Origin of the sequence: Comamonas sp. A7-5 (genome assembly GCF_039581385.1) — a bacterium.
Taxonomy (GTDB): domain Bacteria; phylum Pseudomonadota; class Gammaproteobacteria; order Burkholderiales; family Burkholderiaceae_C; genus Comamonas; species Comamonas thiooxydans.
In genome coordinates, this window is sequence record NZ_JBCPWO010000008.1 from 122,334 (window position 1) to 138,612 (window position 16,279).

15 protein-coding genes and 1 tRNA gene are annotated in these 16,279 nt (G+C 61.3%); 4 read left to right on the top strand and 12 right to left on the bottom strand.

Translation table 11 applies throughout. The features are described 5' to 3' along the window. Nucleotides 1–243: 243 nt before the first annotated feature. Both AAIL67_RS15745 and dmeF read right to left on the bottom strand, forming a co-directional pair. Nucleotides 244–318, bottom strand: a tRNA-Arg gene (locus AAIL67_RS15745). Between the two features lie 51 nt (nt 319–369). Then, the gene (dmeF, locus tag AAIL67_RS15750) at nt 370–1,323 is read right to left on the bottom strand and encodes a CDF family Co(II)/Ni(II) efflux transporter DmeF (RefSeq protein ID WP_253232899.1); all 954 of its coding nucleotides are present in this window, start codon (nt 1,321–1,323) and stop codon (nt 370–372) included. Nucleotides 1,324–1,394: 71 nt separating this feature from the next. On the opposite strand from dmeF, the gene AAIL67_RS15755 reads away from it, so the two are divergent. Next, entirely contained in the window at nt 1,395–1,670 is a 276-nt protein-coding gene (locus tag AAIL67_RS15755; RefSeq protein ID WP_003075449.1) for a metal/formaldehyde-sensitive transcriptional repressor, read from the top strand. Between the two features lie 38 nt (nt 1,671–1,708). Here the strand turns inward: AAIL67_RS15755 and AAIL67_RS15760 are convergent, their stop codons facing one another. From AAIL67_RS15760 to AAIL67_RS15790, 7 genes are all read right to left on the bottom strand, one after another. Beyond that, nucleotides 1,709–1,984, bottom strand: a complete 276-nt coding sequence (locus AAIL67_RS15760) for a hypothetical protein (RefSeq protein WP_034396429.1) — start codon at nt 1,982–1,984, stop codon at nt 1,709–1,711. 57 nt (nt 1,985–2,041) lie between these two features. Then, on the bottom strand, nt 2,042–6,280 hold the full coding sequence (locus AAIL67_RS15765) for a translocation/assembly module TamB domain-containing protein (protein WP_343484355.1): 4,239 nt from the start codon (nt 6,278–6,280) through the stop codon (nt 2,042–2,044). Nucleotides 6,281–6,282: 2 nt separating this feature from the next. Next, nucleotides 6,283–8,073 carry a BamA/TamA family outer membrane protein gene (locus AAIL67_RS15770; protein WP_343484356.1) on the bottom strand — a complete coding sequence of 597 codons (1,791 nt, stop codon included), beginning with the start codon at nt 8,071–8,073 and terminating at the stop codon, nt 6,283–6,285. A 121-nt stretch (nt 8,074–8,194) separates the two neighbouring features. After that, nucleotides 8,195–9,382, bottom strand: a complete 1,188-nt coding sequence (locus AAIL67_RS15775) for a VWA domain-containing protein (RefSeq protein WP_003071236.1) — start codon at nt 9,380–9,382, stop codon at nt 8,195–8,197. A gap of 18 nt (nt 9,383–9,400) precedes the next feature. Continuing rightward, entirely contained in the window at nt 9,401–10,003 is a 603-nt protein-coding gene (locus tag AAIL67_RS15780; protein ID WP_045838625.1) for a GNAT family protein, read from the bottom strand. 11 nt (nt 10,004–10,014) lie between these two features. Beyond that, nucleotides 10,015–10,236 carry a hypothetical protein gene (locus AAIL67_RS15785; protein WP_224648838.1) on the bottom strand — a complete coding sequence of 74 codons (222 nt, stop codon included), beginning with the start codon at nt 10,234–10,236 and terminating at the stop codon, nt 10,015–10,017. A gap of 30 nt (nt 10,237–10,266) precedes the next feature. Then, a complete protein-coding gene (locus AAIL67_RS15790; protein WP_003071243.1) occupies nt 10,267–11,109 on the bottom strand; it encodes a MoxR family ATPase in 843 nt (280 codons plus the stop codon). Between the two features lie 116 nt (nt 11,110–11,225). On the opposite strand from AAIL67_RS15790, the gene AAIL67_RS15795 reads away from it, so the two are divergent. Continuing rightward, nucleotides 11,226–11,888 (top strand): c-type cytochrome, encoded by a 663-nt coding sequence (locus tag AAIL67_RS15795; protein WP_034363567.1) that lies wholly within the window; start codon nt 11,226–11,228, stop codon nt 11,886–11,888. 158 nt (nt 11,889–12,046) lie between these two features. Here the strand turns inward: AAIL67_RS15795 and AAIL67_RS15800 are convergent, their stop codons facing one another. Further along, nucleotides 12,047–12,499 (bottom strand): DUF1841 family protein, encoded by a 453-nt coding sequence (locus tag AAIL67_RS15800; protein ID WP_034353992.1) that lies wholly within the window; start codon nt 12,497–12,499, stop codon nt 12,047–12,049. A gap of 16 nt (nt 12,500–12,515) precedes the next feature. Then, entirely contained in the window at nt 12,516–14,408 is a 1,893-nt protein-coding gene (gene kefC, locus AAIL67_RS15805) for a glutathione-regulated potassium-efflux system protein KefC (protein WP_034378124.1), read from the bottom strand. A 204-nt stretch (nt 14,409–14,612) separates the two neighbouring features. On the opposite strand from kefC, the gene AAIL67_RS15810 reads away from it, so the two are divergent. Further along, nucleotides 14,613–15,245, top strand: coding sequence for a LysE family transporter (locus AAIL67_RS15810; RefSeq protein WP_034353858.1), 633 nt, complete (start codon nt 14,613–14,615; stop codon nt 15,243–15,245). A 132-nt stretch (nt 15,246–15,377) separates the two neighbouring features. Then, nucleotides 15,378–15,842, top strand: coding sequence for a MaoC family dehydratase (locus AAIL67_RS15815; protein ID WP_063665282.1), 465 nt, complete (start codon nt 15,378–15,380; stop codon nt 15,840–15,842). Nucleotides 15,843–15,945: 103 nt separating this feature from the next. Here the strand turns inward: AAIL67_RS15815 and AAIL67_RS15820 are convergent, their stop codons facing one another. Then, nucleotides 15,946–16,254, bottom strand: coding sequence for a DUF4148 domain-containing protein (locus tag AAIL67_RS15820; protein ID WP_224648835.1), 309 nt, complete (start codon nt 16,252–16,254; stop codon nt 15,946–15,948). Nucleotides 16,255–16,279 lie beyond the last annotated feature (25 nt).

Consider the following 16,279-nt stretch of genomic DNA (forward strand, 5'->3'; position numbering starts at 1 on the left):
GGCTGCTCGATATTCACGTCGATGAGGGCAAGGGCTGGGTGGCGAGGGGAAGATGAAGCCAGGAGGCAAAACTGGGGGCATCTGAAATGTGCCCCCAATTTTTAAAAATGTGCCCCCAAATGTGCCCCCAGATGCCCCCGGATTGCGGCACACTTCCATGGACTTCGGCGCACTTCGAATTGAGGTCTGCAGAGGGGAAAAAGAAAAAGGCCGGAAGGTTATGCACCTTCGCGGCCTTGAATTTGGTCCCCCCGACAGGAATCGAACCTGTATCTGTCGCTTAGGAGGCGACCGTTCTATCCATTGAACTACGGGGAGGGACGCTGGATTCTACCCGTGTTGCCAGCCTGTGGATTCCAACCGACTTATTTATGTCAGCTCTGTACTGTTGACTTCGACAGAGACGTGGGTGAGTTCTTCATGTACCGACAGCAACTGGCGAATGTAGTCGGGTGTGACCGTGGCTGCGCCCTCGACTGCGATGATGCAGGCATAGTGGTTCTTGCCCACGCGCCAGACATGCAGGTCGGTGATGTTGACGGGTTGCGGACCTTGTGCAATGGCTTCACGTACTTCTTCCACGACGGGAGCATCCATTTCGGCATCAAGCAGCACGCGGCTGCTATCGCGCAGCAAGCCTAAGGCCCACATTGCCACCATCACGGAGCCGACCAGGCCCATGACCGAATCCAACCAGGCAAAGCCCAGGAGCATGCCGCCCAGCAACGCTGCGATGGCCATGACTGATGTGGCTGCGTCTGCAATTACGTGCAGATAGGCGGAGCGCAGGTTCAGGTCGCCATGTGCATGGTCGTGTCCATGGTGATGGTCGTGGTGGTGCTCATGGCCGTGGTGATGGTGGTGCCCGTCCTTGAGCAGCCAGGCGCAGGCCAGGTTGACCAGCAGGCCAAGAGTTGCCACGCCTATGGCTTGCTGATAGTGAATGGCGGCAGGCGAGAGCAGGCGTTGTACGGATTCAAAGGCCATCAGGCCGGCAACCAGCAGCAGGCAGATGGCGCTGGTGTAGCCCGCCAGGATTTCTATCTTCCAGGTACCGAAGCTGAAACGTCTGTCATTGGCCAGCTTGCGCGCAGCAGCATAGGCGCTGACGGACAGGCCCAGCGCCAGCGCGTGTGAACTCATATGCCAGCCATCGGCCAGCAGGGCCATGGAGTTGAAGTAGTAGCCTGCAGTGATTTCCAGCACCATCATGGCCAGCGTCAGCAACATGGCCAGCTTGGCGTTTTTTTCGCCCAACGGATTGCCTTGGTCAAAGTTGTGGGAGTGTTGCCGGGTAAGGGGGGAGGCGGTGTATGAGGTCATGGTTGGCGTGTTTCAATATACTCTATCCCAGTATATTTTCCATGCCGGCATGAGGACTACAATTCCTGCTTATGTCGCATACCGTTTCGAATCAAAAGCCACTGCTCGCGCGCATTCGCCGCATCAAGGGGCAGACACAGGCCCTTGAGCGAGCTCTGGAAGAGGGGCAGGACTGTGCCGTGGTGCTGCAGCAGCTGGCGGCTGTGCGTGGGGCCGTCAACGGCTTGATGCTGGAGCTGCTCGAAGGCCATGTGCGCGAGCATCTGGGCGCCGAGGCCGCGACGGCAGAGCAGCGTGAGCAGGACCTGGAGCTGGTCGTGAAGGTGCTGCGTTCCTACGTCAAATAGGGCGTGGCAGCAGGCCGCTGAGGGCCTGTATAGATGGATCAGGACTGCAGTTGCTCGGCCAGAGCATTGACGAATGGCTGCACGCCAGGATGCCTGCGTAGCCATTCCCTGCCCAGAAATTCTTCAATCGACTGCTGCAGCAGCCCCTGGTCGAACCGACTGGCCGACGCGGCCACAAGCAAGTCATGAGCGCGGTTCATGACTTGCTCGCTGTCTGCGGCCGCAGGCCCACCCAGTTCCTGCATCCATTCCTGCTGGATGCGGAGTATGAGCTTGCCCGCTGCTTGCTCAAGCGCAGTGCGGTTGCGTGGCATGGCAGGATTAATGGCTTCTGTCGCATGCCAGCAAGGGGATGAAGGCAGTTTTCATGCTTAGTCCTTGCGAACGGTATAGACGATGTCCATGGCGCTGGTCATGCCGGTCTGGGCGCGCAAGGTGACGCTGCGCGACAGGTCGTAGAAGATGTAGATGATGCCCATGGCTCCCGACAGGCTCTGCTCGTAGGTCAGATAGAGCTTGTCCGAGATGCGCTTGCCCATGGTCAGCGCAGCGCCCGCTGCATCCGTGCCGTCCCCGCCGCCCTTGAAGCCGACTTCATCGAGCCCCAGGCTGCCAGCAATCTTGCCGCTGGAGCTGTTGCCACCAGCCAGCAAGGCCATGGCGGCCTGCTGAAGCAGGGCGCTGCTGGCCCCGCCGGAGGCGGGATCGCGGCCCATGACTACCCAGGAGAGCTTTTCCGCGTCGGGCAGGGCCGGATCAGAGTACAGCAGCACGCGTGGCGCACTGGCCGTGCCCAGCACCTGCACACCGGCCTTGACGGCAATATTCGGGCGCAGCGCCAGTATGTCCAGCGAGGGGTTGTTGTAGGGGCCATTGAAGCGGATCAGCCCGGTTTCCACATTCAGCGACTGTCCCCAGGCGCGGTAGCGGCCTTGCTCGGTACGGATTTCTCCGGTCACGCTGGGCGGGCCGCCGATGTAGCTGGCTCCTCGCACTTCAAGCTTGCCCAGCAGTCGCGTGGTGATGCCAAAGCCTTGCAGCGCAAAGTCACGGCCCATGTCGAGCTTGACGAGAATGTCGGGCACCTTGCGCGGCGTGGCGCGGGCCTGATCCTTGCGGGCCTGTTGCTCGGCGCGCTGGCGCTCTTCCTCTTCGGCTTTGCGCGATGCCGCCGAGCGCACCACCACATCCTTGTCCAGCGATGGCGCGGACTCCTCGGGCAGGATGATGGAGGCTCTGTCGACCGCCAGGTCGCCGCGCAGCGTGAACTGGCCTTGCTCCAGCCTAGCCTGCAGATCGCCGGAGACGCTGACCTGACGGTCGGCGCGCACAAGCACCTGCAGCTTGCTGGCCTTGGCCTGCAGATTCATGCTCAGGCCTGATTCGCTCCCTGTACCCGGCGGTGTGAACTGGGCATATCCCGTGCCGGTGAGCTGGCCGCCGTCTTCGGGTGCACGGGTCAGATTGCCGCTATATCCCAGAATGCGCGCCTGACTACCCTTTCCGCCCTTGAGGCGCAGTTCGGTGATGTCCAGCCTGGTGCCTTGCAGCTTGGCGCGCAGAATGCCGTCACGCAGGTCCACGCCATCGAGCAGAGACACGATATTGAGCCCATCGGCCTTGATATCGCCCTGCCACTTGGGGTCCTGCAAGGTGCCGCTAATGCTGGCGTCCGCCGCCAGCGTGCCCTGAATGCGCCAGCCCGGTGGCGCAAAAAGGGCCCACAGCCCCATATCTGGCATATTGGCGTGCAACTGACCGGACAGAGGCGCCGTGGCGGGCAGCGTCCAGCCGTCTTGCTGATAGCTGAGCTGGGTGCGCAGGTCGGCGCTGAGCTTGCCTGCACGCTCGCTCTCCCAGAGTAGCTTGGCGTTGACCTGACTACCCTGTGCCTGTACGTTGAGGCGTACGTCCTTGATGCGCGAGCGCATGCCTGCGCCGCCGATCTGGCGCGTACGTGTCCCGCCGGCGCGTTTGGCGGTGGGGCCGGTAGTCTGGATGACGGTAGTGCTGGAGCCATCGTCCACTGCCAGACGCAGATCGCCTGCGGCGCGCTCGACCGTGAGATCGGCCTTGAGATCCTTGCCCAATGTGTCCAGGTTCCAGCGCGCGTTGAAGCTCAGGTCGCCGGAAATGCCGGCTGCTTCCAGCGGTGGCTCGTCATCGCCCAGGCTGAATGCATCGACCCATGCCAGCGGAACTCCAAGGGCCTGACCTGCGCTGCGCAGCCCCCATTGGCCGCTGCCGGTACGGGTGACGGAACTCGCCTCCCATGTCAGCTGGGCGGGAGGCAGTGGCTCGCTGCTGGTACGCCTGAGGCTCAGTTTGGGAGGCGTGATCTGCAGCTTGCCGGCGCTGAACTGATAGGCGGTGCTCAGCACCGTGCTGCCGCTGGTGCGCTGTTGGATCTGGACGGGGGCACCGGGCTGAAGCTGCACGACCCAGGGGCCGGGCTTGTTCTTGTCGGGTGTGAACTGGGCCTGCAGCTTTTCCAGACTGGCCTGCCAGTCCAGCGGTGCCATGGCCTTGCCGCCTGTAAGGCCGGCCTGCAAAGTAGTGTCGATCTGTATGCTCTTGCCAGCCTGCTGGGCCTGCGCGGTCAGACCGACCCTGGCATTTTCGGGGCTGCCGTCAATGCTCAATGCCAGCGCAGGCAGGTTGGCGCTCTGCTCGGCTGCGGTGCCGGCAGGCAGATAGCGAATTTTCTCGGCGCGTAGCTTGGCCTGAATCTGCAAGCCACTGGCGGGAATGGCCGCGCCATGGGCGGCACTCAGGCGCTTGAGCAGGTTTTCCCAACCGCCCTTCAGGGCCAGTTGCAAATCTGCGCTGCCATCAAGCTGCGCACCGCTCAGTGGGTCCTTGACGCCCGGCAGCTTGCGCAGCCATTGCGTGAGCGTGCTCATGGAGCCGAGCTGCAGCTGGCTTTGGACAGCGCCGCTGGCGGGGCCCATCTGCCCTTCGATGCTCAGTTGCGCACCGGGCGCCGTAGCCTTGAGTCGAGCCTTGGCCTGCTGGGTTTCGGTATTGAACTCCACGGACCGGGCATCGACACTGGCCTGCAGGGCTTCCATCTGCAGCTTTTCCAGCTGCAGCAGCGGGGCCTGCCACTGGCCTTTGGCAGCCAGTGTCTGAATGCGCAGCGCCTTGCTGTCGCGCTTGCCGCCCGCTGCGTGCAGATTGGCGGCAAACACAATCTTGCTGGCAGCGGCATCGCCGCTGCCAGGTTCGACTTGCACAGCCTTGGCGCTGATCTCGCCTTCCAGCGGGGCTGCTTCCAGCGTGCTGTAGAGATCGGCCGGGTTGAGCTTTTCCACAACAGCCAGGCCTTCAAACAACCGGGTGCTCGGAGTGAACTGACCGCCGAGAGCGATATTGCCCTTGCCGATCTGGATACGAGAGTCGTCGACCTGCCATTGCTGGCCGTCGAAACGGACTTGGCCCATCAGCTCGGCCACGGGCAGGCGCTGCCGGTCCCAGGGGCCGGGCAGCGCGTTGCTGAAACTGGTGTTCAGGTTCCAGGGCTGAGCCTCCAGGTTCGTAGCTGGAGCTACTGTTTCGTCGGGGCCAGCCTGCAATTGGCCGGTCAAAAGGGTGCGAGGTCCTTGAGGCCAGAAGGCCGAGATATCGAGATTGCGGAGTCTGGCCTTGGCTGCCAGCAGCGGCTGGCTGCGCCAGGGCATGATGCTGGCCTCCACATCCGCCTGCATGGGGGCGGTATCTGCTGCTGGCCCGGACGCCGAGACTGAGGGCCGCGGGTTGTCTTTGAGTTTGGGGTCGAGAGCTGTTTTTGCTTGAGTGTCTGCGCCTGAGCCGGAGGTCTCTGCGCTGGCATTGGCCTTGATCTCCAGCCTGGCCGCTTCGGTGGCCAGCGTGCCTTCGGCGGTCACCCTGGCTTGCACGGCAATGGTGTTGGCAGCATCATCGCTTTTGTCCAGCGGGTTGGGCACTTGCACATCGCCTGTTGCCTCGGCCTGCAAGGACATGGGGGCGGCGCCCTGCAATTTCAGCTGTGCCTGGTAGGCGCCCTGGGCAAAGCGCAGACTGCTGACTTTGAGTTCGTGATGTGTGCCCGTGTATTCATAGCGACCGCGAAGGTCCTGCACCACGGCTTCAGGCGAGCCTTGCCAGATGATCTGATCGACCTTGAAGGGCAGCTCTATCTTCACTGGAAGGGTCAGCGACTGCAGCGGTTCGCTGGCGGGTTTTTCGGGGTCTGGGGTGCTGGCAATGCGCAACTCGGTAATATGAACCTCACCCAGCTTGAGTGTGCGCGACAGCAGCAAAGGCCTGAACTGCCAGCCGATCTGAGCTTCCCTGACTTCGACCTTCATGGTCGGGCTTTGCCATTGCAGCCAGCCGATGTGGCCACCGTTCTTGACACTGCCCGTAACCTCTTTGGCGACCAGGGACTGGTCTGCGGGCAGCCAGCTGGCCACGCGCTGCAGCGTCTGGTTGAGGGAGTCATCCTTGCCAATCCACCATAGCAGGCTGCAAAGCGCCAGCACCAGGGCGAGCAGGGTCGCTGCAATAGTCCAGCCCAGCGCGCGTAGCCAGCGGCGGCGCTTGGGGAGTAAGGTCTTGGCGATAGGGTGTGTGTCTTGTTCTGCCATGCTTAAAACGTGAAGCCCAGACGCAGGTGCAGGCGCAACTGTTGCTCCTGTGCGCCCCAGGCGAGATCTGCTTGAATTGGACCAACCGGGCTTTTCCAGCGAATGCCGGTGCCAAAACCGACGCGGGTGTAGAGGCGGTTGATATCGTCGCCGACCGTACCTGCATCGATGAAGACGGCGTGTTCGAAGTCCTGGGTATTTCCCTTGATGGTGATGGGCCGCTGCCATTCCACGCTGCCCATGGCCAGATAGCGGCCGGCAATCACGCGGCCGTTGTCGGTGCGTGCGCCAATCGACTGATAGCCATAGCCGCGCACCGTGTTGTCGCCACCCGTCAGAAACATGATGGTGGTGGGCAGATCCACATCTTTCTTGGCCATCACGGCACTGATTCCTGCCTTGAGCTGCAGGCGGCTGTGACGCCTGGTTTCCTCATCGCGCTCACCCAGCGGGATCAGGCTGAGCCAGCGGCCCGTGAGGCGCCCGAACGGCGAGCGCTGCGGCGTCAGCGTGGTGCCGGCACCGGCTTCCAGGGCCAGACCGAAGCCCGAGGTAGGCAGCAGGTTGTTGTCGAAATAGCGGGCCGTCCAGCCATAGTTGGCCAGCAGCGAGGAGGCGCCGGGCGGAGCACCTGCTCCCTGGGTCTTGGCGTAGTCGTACTGCAGGTACAAATTGCGCTCTATGCGGTCTTCTGCCTTGGAGCGACCAAAGCGCATCTGCGCACTATTGGTGTTGAAGTCACCTGCTGGCGCACGCTCTAGCTTGCCGCTGGCAAACCAGCGCCAGAGGTCTTCACCGGGCAGGCCGACCAACTGAGTGGAGATCAGCGGGTTCTTACTGTCCAGCTGCAGCTTGCTGACGGCGCGCCAGTTCAGACCGGGAACCTTGTTGTAAGTGTGATCGATGGACAGACGAGGTCCGGTGTCCGTGCTCAGACCCGCACCGAACACCCATTTCTGCAGCTTGGCCTCGCGCACCTTGGCAATCACGGGCGAGGTGATGGCAGCACCCTGATTCTTGCGCTGCTCGTCGCGCTCAGCTTCGGTAGCGGCCTGTTGCGGCGAATCGGCCAGCGAAAGAAATACCGAGTCGTAATAGCCGCTGCTGACCAGGCGCTGCTGCGCATCGAGCATGCTTTGCAAGTCATATTCCCTTCCTTCCGGAAGGCGCGCAATACGGGCCGTGCGCACCGGGTCGTAGCGCTCGGCACCATCGATCTGCAGCGGACCGAATGTATAGGCCGGGCCGGGGTCGTAACTCACGCTGACCTGGGCCTTGTTGGTGTCGGCATCCACATCGGCCAGACTGGTATCTATGCGGGCCAGCGGATAACGGCGCTTTTGCAACTCCTTGAGACCACCGCTCTTGGCGCTGCTCCAGGCCGATTGCGAGAATTGCTCGCCAGCCTGCAGCGGCCAGGTTTCCTCGATCTGCAGGCGCTGCGAGGTTCCCAGCTCGTCGCTGGCATTGACGCCGGTAAAGCGCACCTCGGATTTCTCAATGATGGTGGGCGGGCCCGGATCGACCTTGACCACCACTTTGCGCGGAGCTTCTTCCTCGGGGGTATCGGTCAGCTCCACGGTCACCGTGGGGCTGAAATAGCCCAAGGTGCCTATCAGCTCGCGTACGTTGGCATCGGTCGCGCCCAGCAGGCGCGTCAGCTCGCGGCGCTGCAGATCGGGCTGGCGGCGAAAACGCTTGAGTTCAAGATGCTGCTCCAGCAGCGCACGGACTTGTTTTGGGGCATCGACTTCCAGCGTGAAGGCGGGGGGGCCGCTGGTGTCTATGCCCATGGCTTCGGCTTCTTTGTCTTTGGGGGAAAGCAGGCTGCAGCCGCTGAGGAGCAAGGCGGCTCCCAAAAGTAAAGCCGGCCTCAAGGCCGGCTTTTTCAAGGGCAAGGTCTGGGGCATGCCCCTATTTTGACAGCATGCGCATGGCGTCTTCCAAGCCTTTGAGCGACAAAGGGTACATGCGGTCCCCCATCAATTGCTGGATGATGCTGATGCTCTGGCGGTACTGCCATACGCCCTGTGGCTCCGGATTGATCCAGGCAAAGTGCGGGAAGGCGTTCGTCAGGCGCTGCAGCCACTCGGCACCGGGTTCCTCGTTCATGTACTCGACCGAGCCGCCGGGCTGCAGGATTTCATAGGGGCTCATGGTCGCGTCGCCGACAAAGATCAGTTTGTAGTCCTTGTTGTACTTGCGAATGATGTCCCAGGTCGGGAATTTCTCGGCAAAGCGGCGGCGGTTGTTCTTCCACATGAAGTCGTAGACACAGTTGTGGAAGTAATAGAACTCCAGATGCTTGAGCTCGCTCTTCACGGCCGAGAACAGCTCTTCCACGCGCTGTATATGCTCGTCCATGGTGCCGCCCACGTCCATGAGCAGCAGCACTTTCACATTGTTATGCCGCTCGGGAATCATCTTGATGTCGAGATAACCCGCATTGGCTGCCGTGGAGCGGATGGTGTCCGGCAGGTCCAGTTCCAGTTCGCTGCCCTGGCGCGCAAACTTGCGCAGGCGGCGCAGGGCGACCTTGATGTTGCGCGTGCCCAGTTCCTGGGTGTCGTCATAGTCGCGGTAGGCTCGCTGCTCCCAGACCTTGACGGCGCTCTTGTTGCGGCCCGGCCCGCCAATGCGTATGCCCGCCGGGTTGTAGCCACCATGACCGAAGGGGCTGGTGCCGCCCGTACCAATCCATTTGTTGCCGCCCTCGTGGCGCTCCTTTTGCTCCTCAAGGCGCTTCTTGAGCGTCTCCATCAGCTCGTCCCAGCCCATGGCTTCGATCTTGGCCTTGTCCTCGGGACTGAGCTCGCGCTCCAGCAGCTTTTGCAACCAGTCCTGCGGAATTTCCTTGGTCAAGTCGGCCAGCATCTCCACGCCCTTGAAATAGGCGGAAAAAGCGCGGTCGTACTTGTCATAGTGCTTCTCGTCCTTGACCAGAATGGTTCGGCCCAGGTGGTAGAAGTCGTCCAGGCTCCAGCGATCCTCGCTCTTGGGGCCGATGATGCCCGCGTCCAGTGCCTCCAGCAGGGCCAGAAACTCCTTGACCGACACAGGCAGTTTGGCGGCACGCAGGGTATAGAAGAAATCGATCAGCATGAAAAATGCCTCCAGCGCTTATGCAGCGGGTGCATGCTGCTCCAGAAGATAGAGCAGTTGTGCACGGGCTTCAGGCCATTCGCCACTGCGCATGCTGTACATCACGGTATCGCGAATCGTGCCGTCGCGGCGCAGCGCATGGCCGCGAATCACGCCATCTTTCTTGGCACCCAGGCGCTCAATGGCGCGCTGGCTGGCGAAGTTGAAGTTGTCCGTGCGCCAGCCCACCACATGGCAGCCCAGCGTACCGAAGGCATGGGCCAGCAGCAGCAGCTTGGCCGAAGTGTTGACATGGGTGCGCTGCACGCTTTTGGCATACCAGGTGTAGCCAATCTCCACACGGCGAATGGCTGGCACGATGTCGTGATAACTGGTCGTGCCCAGCACTTTGCCGCTGGCATCGTCGAGCACGGCGAACGCAAAGCGGTGGCCCTGGTCGCGGCCCAGCAGCGCGGTTTCGATATAGCTGCGCACCTCGCCAGGCTCGGGCACGGAAGTCACTCGAATCCTCCACAGCTCTCCATCGGCAGCGGCCGCTGCCAGTCCAGGCTCATGGCTCAGATCCAGCGGCTCCAGTCGCACGCCGCGGTCGCGCAAGGTCACAGGTTCTACAAAAGTCATGGCTTGCTCACTCAAAGTGGATTGCGCTTGCTGCGCCAGAGTCGGGCCAGCTTGAGCCCCAGGCCTCCACCCAGCCCCACCATGGCAATGGCGGCAATGCTGCCCGCACCATAGCCATGGGCAAACAGGTCAAGGCCCAGCACATGGGACAGGCCCCAGCCCAGCAGGGCTCCGCCCACAAAGCCGATGGCGTCGGAGCCGCCTTCCAGCAGCAGTTGTTGTGCGGTGCTCATGGGCTGTGTCTCCTCGGTTCTTAAGGAAGGTTAGCGGTTGCGCTGGTTCATGAAGACCAGCTTTTCAAACAGGCTCATATCCTGTTCGTTCTTGAGCAGCGCGCCAACAAGGGGTGGCACGCTGACCTTGCCTTCCTCGGATTGCAGAGCCGATGCAGGAATTTCCTCGGCGACCAGCAGCTTGAGCCAGTCGATCAGCTCGCTGGTCGAAGGCTTTTTCTTGAGGCCGGGCAGATTGCGCACATCGTAGAAGACCTTCATGGCGGCATTCAGCAACTCACCCTGCAACTTTGGGAAATGCACGTTCACGATCTGGCGCATGGTGTCGGCATCCGGGAACTTGATGTAGTGGAAAAAGCAGCGGCGCAAGAAGGCGTCAGGCAGCTCTTTTTCGTTGTTCGAGGTGATGAACACCAGGGGGCGGTGCTTGGCGCGGATCATCTCGTGGGTCTCGTAGCAATAGAACTCCATGCGATCGATTTCGCGCAGCAAGTCGTTGGGGAACTCGATGTCGGCCTTGTCGATCTCGTCGATCAGCAGGGCCACGGGGCGCTCCGCCGTGAAGGCCTGCCAGAGCACGCCCTTGACGATGTAGTTGTGAATGTCCTTGACGCGCTCGTCTCCCAACTGCGAATCGCGCAGGCGGCTCACGGCGTCGTACTCATACAGGCCTTGCTGTGCCTTGGTGGTGGACTTGATATGCCACTGCAACAGCGGCATGTCCAGCGCCTGGGCCACTTCCTCGGCCAGCATGGTCTTGCCCGTGCCGGGCTCGCCCTTGATGAGCAGAGGGCGCTGCAGGGTAGCGGCAGCGTTGACGGCCAGCATCAGATCTTGCGTGGCCACGTATTTGTCGGAACCTTGAAACTTCATGGGCGGTATCAGCGTAAGTATTGATAAGCGTGCGAAATTCTCACTGCCATAATCGTTTGCACTGCAGCAAGGCATTTGAGCACCCGTCTGAACTCTTGAAGGATTGTGCGCGCAAAATGATAAAAACTTGGACCACGGTATTGGCAGTAGTTGTCGCATCAGTGACCGGCGCGGCAAACGCCCAGGCTGTCAAGGGCGATGCAAAGGCTGGCGAAGGCAAGATCGCCATGTGCATAGGCTGTCATGGCATCACCGGTTATCAGGCCAGCTTTCCTGAGGTTTACAAGGTGCCGATGATCGGCGGGCAGAACGAGGCCTATATCGTCTCGGCTCTGAATGCCTATAAAAAAGGCGAACGAAAACACCCCACCATGCGTGGCATTGCCGACTCACTGAGCGAGCAGGACATGGCCGATGTGGCGGCCTTCTATGCAGGTCATGGCAAGGCCAAGGACGGCAAGGCCAAGGAGGCGAACCCTGCTGTCACCGCGCTGCTGCAAAAAGGGGCCTGCTTCTCCTGTCACGGTGAAGGCTTTTCAAAGCCGATTGACCCGTCCTATCCCAAGGTGGCAGGGCAGTATTCGGACTATGTTTTTCGCGCCTTGCAGTCATATAAAACCGATGGCAATCCGCTCATCGGACGCAGCAATGGCGTGATGGCCGGCATTGCCAAGCAGTTCAAGAACGACGAGCTGCAGCAACTCGCCAAGTACATCGGTAGCCTGGACAGCGAGATGCAGGTAGTGGCGCAGCCGCACTTCCGCCTGGGCCAGAAATAGACCTTGTTTCAGAAAAAGCAAAAGCCCGTGAAGACGGGCTTTTGCTTTTTCTCAACGGGATGCAGCTCAGGGGCCCGGTACCCGGGGCTTGGAGGATGCAGAGCTGGAGCCCTCCTGCAGCGATTGTGTCATCTCCCCGCCGGAGGCTGTGCAGCGCATCAGGGGGTACTTTTGAAACTGCCGTCGGTGGTGGCCAGACGCTGCACTCCGGCGACATAGGCTTCGCCATCAGGCGGGCGTCCCGAGCGCTGGCTTTCCCAGAGCATCTGGCCCAGGCATTCCATGGCGGCGTGATGGGCGTCATGCAGATCACGCTTCTTGGCCAGCAACTCAACCGCCTGGCGGATGCCTCGTGGCGAGTCCACGCTGCACTGCTCGCTGATGGACAGATGCATGGACAGGTGCAGAAACGGGTTGGTGCGCTCGGGCTCTGAGTCATAGTTGCGCGCCACGGCGGCATCCATGTCGGAGAGCTCATCGAAATACTCGGGGTGCTCGTCTATCCACAGGCTGGCCAGCGTCTCGATGGCCTCCATGGGCGCGCCGCTGATCATCTTGGCGCGCACACCGCAAAAAAATCGCCGTACGTCGGCTTGACTGGGGTTGAACATGATGGCGCGCAGCGTATCACGGCTGCCGGGCATCAGCCGGACTGTGGTCTTGCTCGCTGGCCAGGGCGGTATCTGGTGTTTCTGCGTTGTCAGCCAGGAGATCGGCACGTTCCTTGGCCATTTGCTCCACCAGTTGCTGGCGGCCCTGCTTGGCCACCGCAATCAGCTGGTTCTTGTCCTTGTAATGCGGGTACATGCGCTCGGCCAGAGCCAGATTGTGCTCCCTGAAGCGTGCCGTGATGCGTTTGGCCTCGGCCGGACTCTGACCTAACAGTTCCAGCACCGACTGGGCCGAGATCAGGCTGGACTCGAACACTTCACGCTGGGCATGCTCCACACCCAGGTCGCGAAGTTGGAACCAGTGATTGAGATCCCGGGTGCGGGCCACGATCTCCAGATTGGGGAAATGCTTGCGTACCTGGCTGGCTATCTTGAGGGACTGCTCGGGAGTGTCGACGGCAATCACCAGTACATGAGCCTTGGCTGCGCCCGCAATGCGCAGCAGGTCCATGCGAGTGGCATCGCCGTAAAACACCCGGTGGCCATAGATCTGCGCGGCCTCCAGCATTTCCACGCTGTGGTCCAGGATGGTGGGGCGTATGCCCTGGGCCAGCAACACGCGAGCCACGATCTGGCCGTAGCGGCCGAAGCCGGCAATGATGATGGGCGAGTCCTGAGGCTCGGAGATTTCCTGGGCCTTCTCCATGCCGCATTCCTCGTCACTGATGGTGGAAAAGCGGCGCAGCAGCAGTTTGTCCAGAAGCACCAGCAGCAGCGGGCCCAGCAGCATCGACAGAGCCACGGCCGCGACCAGCATGGACGAGACGCTGTGGCGAAACACCTTGTACTGCGCGGCTGTCTGGAACACCACAAAGGCGAATTCGCCGCCTTGCGCCAGCATCAGCGTGAACACCGGGCGTTCGCGCCAGGGAATCTGCATGAATTTGGCCAAGCCGAAGATCATCACTGCCTTCAGTGCAATAAAGCCCGTCACCATGGCGGCCATGGCCCAGGGAGACTGGAGGATGACGCCAAAGTCGATGCTCATGCCCACGGCCATGAAGAACAGGCCCAGCAGCAGCCCTTTGAACGGCTCGATATTGGTTTCCAGCTCGCTGCGGTATTCGCTGTCGGCCAGCAGCACGCCGGCCAGGAAGGCGCCCAGCGCCATGGACAGGCCCACCTGTGTCATCAGCATGGCGATGCCCACGACCAACAACAAGGAAGTGGCGGTGAAGATCTCGGGAGTCTTGCTGCGCGCAATCCAGCGCAGCAGCGGTTGCAGCAGCAATCGGCCACCGATGATGACGGCGCCAATCGTGCCCACGGTCTTGAGAATGGCCAGCCAGACATGGCTGTCGCCGTGGCTGGCATGGGCAGCCTTGTAAGCACCCAGAATCGGAATCAGCGCCAGGATGGGGATGGCCGCCACGTCCTGGAACAGCAGGATGGAGAAGGCGGCCTGTCCGCTGGGAGTACGCATCAGATTGCGCTCGGCCATGATCTGCAGGCAGACAGCGGTGGACGACAGGGCCAGGCCCATGCCCGCAATCAGGCTGACGCGCCACGACAGACCAAAGGCCCATGCGGCCAGAAACAGAATGCCGGTGCAGACCGCCATTTGCGCCATGCCCCAGCCGAAGATCGGTCGCCGCAGCTCCCAGAGGCGCTTGGGCTGCAGCTCAAGTCCGATCACGAACAGCATCAGCACCACGCCGAACTCGGCAAAGTGCAGGATGTCGTCCACATTGCGCACGAGGGCAAAACCCCAGGGACCCATGGCAATGCCTGCGCCCAGGTAGCCGATGATGGCTCCCAGGCCCAGGGCTCTGGCGATGGGGACGGCCAGAACCGCCGCCGTAAGATAGATGAAGCCGTAAGTCAGCCAGATGGGAGAGCCGTGTTCCATGGGAATGTTATGTGGTGTTAACCCTAGAGGGATTCCATTTTGGCACCCGCAGCCAAGCGTCAGATTTTTGACAGAAAGAAAAAAGGCACGAATGTTTACCTGGTGCTTATAGCGTCAGGTCAACCATGCGTCTGCAAGTTGATAGCGCAACTTTTAAGATAGGCGCTTTGTGACTGGCGCTTTAGATCGGCGTTTGGAGTGAGTATGGATCTGCACACCTGGTTTGCTTTTTTTGTGGCCTCCTGGATCATCGCGGTTTCGCCAGGGTCGGGGGCTGTGCTGTCCATGAGTCATGGCCTGTCCTACGGTGTGCGCAAGACCAGCGCCACCATCATGGGTCTGCAGCTCGGGCTGCTGCTCATCTTGTTGATAGCAGGTGCCGGTGTGGGCTCGCTGCTCATGGCGTCCGAGTTGGCCTTCAATGCCGTCAAGATCGTGGGTGCCGGCTATCTCATCTATCTGGGCATCAGCCAGTGGCGCTCCGGCGGCTCGCCGCTGGCAGCGCAAGAGGCCGTGCCCGAGGCCAGTCTCAAAAAGCGCGTACTGATGGGCTTTCTGACCAATGCCACCAATCCCAAGGGCATCATCTTCATGGTGGCCGTGCTGCCCCAGTTCATGACCACCAGCCGTCCTCTGGCTCCGCAACTGGCGATTTTGGCCGTGACCATGCTGGCGGTGGACACCACGGTGATGCACGGCTATGCCGCAGGTGCCAGCGCCTTGCGCGGCCTGATGCGCAGCGCACGCGCCATGCGCAACCAGAACCGCGTGTTCGGCGGCCTGCTGATGGCCGTAGGCACAGGCCTGTTTTTTGTTCAGCGCTCCAGCGAAGCCTGATCCGCTTTAAAAAGCGTAGCTGCAAGCGTATGAATAGATTGAGCCAGCGGCATATTTGATCGGATAATCTAGGGTAAGCCCCTTGTCCCGCGTCAGACATGGCACAGGGCAGGGGGCTTCTACATTGGGGGTATGAAAACCTTTCGCTCCTACTCCGAAGTGCTGGCCTCGATTGGGCAGGAAGTCGCCGTCAGCGACTGGATCACCATCACACAGGCCCAGATTCAAATGTTTGCCGATGCCACGGGCGATCAGCAGTGGATCCATACCGACCCCGAGCGTGCGGCCCAGGGGCCGTTCGGCGCGCCGATTGCCCATGGCTTTCTCACGCTGTCCCTGCTGCCTCAGTTCTTCGAAGGCACTTTCAAGATCGAAGGCGCCAAGATGGGAGTGAACTACGGGCTCAACCGTGTGCGCTTCATGGCCCCGGTGCCTGTCAACAGCCGCTTGCGGGCCCGCATGACATTGCAGGCGGCGGAGCGCATCGAGCCGGCCGGCGTCCAGATGACCTGGCTGGTGACGGTGGAGCGCGAGGGCAGCGACAAGCCTGTGTGCGTGGCTGAGTCGCTGGCGCGCAGCTTTGGTGCGGAGGCCTGATTCGCGGTGTAATTTTCAAGCCATGAAAAAAGCCCCTTGGCTTGCGCCTTGGGGCTTTGTTATTGAGCCGCACCTCGCAAAGCAGGGTGCTGCGCAGAGTCTGTCATTCGCCATAGTTGTCCAGCAAACCGGCCTTGCCTGCGGCAATGGTTTCCTGGCGCACTTGCTCACGGCTGAGGTTGCTGGATTGCTGTTGCTGGTACAGGGGCAGATAGGCATCGCCAACGAGTTGCAGCTGGCCCTTGGCCATGGCGTCCTGCACCTGGGCATTGACCTGGGCACGGGTCAGGGTGGATTGACTTGCAACTTCGGGAGGGTAGTGATCGCCGGTGAAGTCAAAGCTTGCAGCCTGTGCAGCGGCGGCGGACATGGCCAGGGTGGCAACGATGGCAAAGCGGTTGGCGTATTTCATGATTCGTCCTTTGGTACGTCGGGCC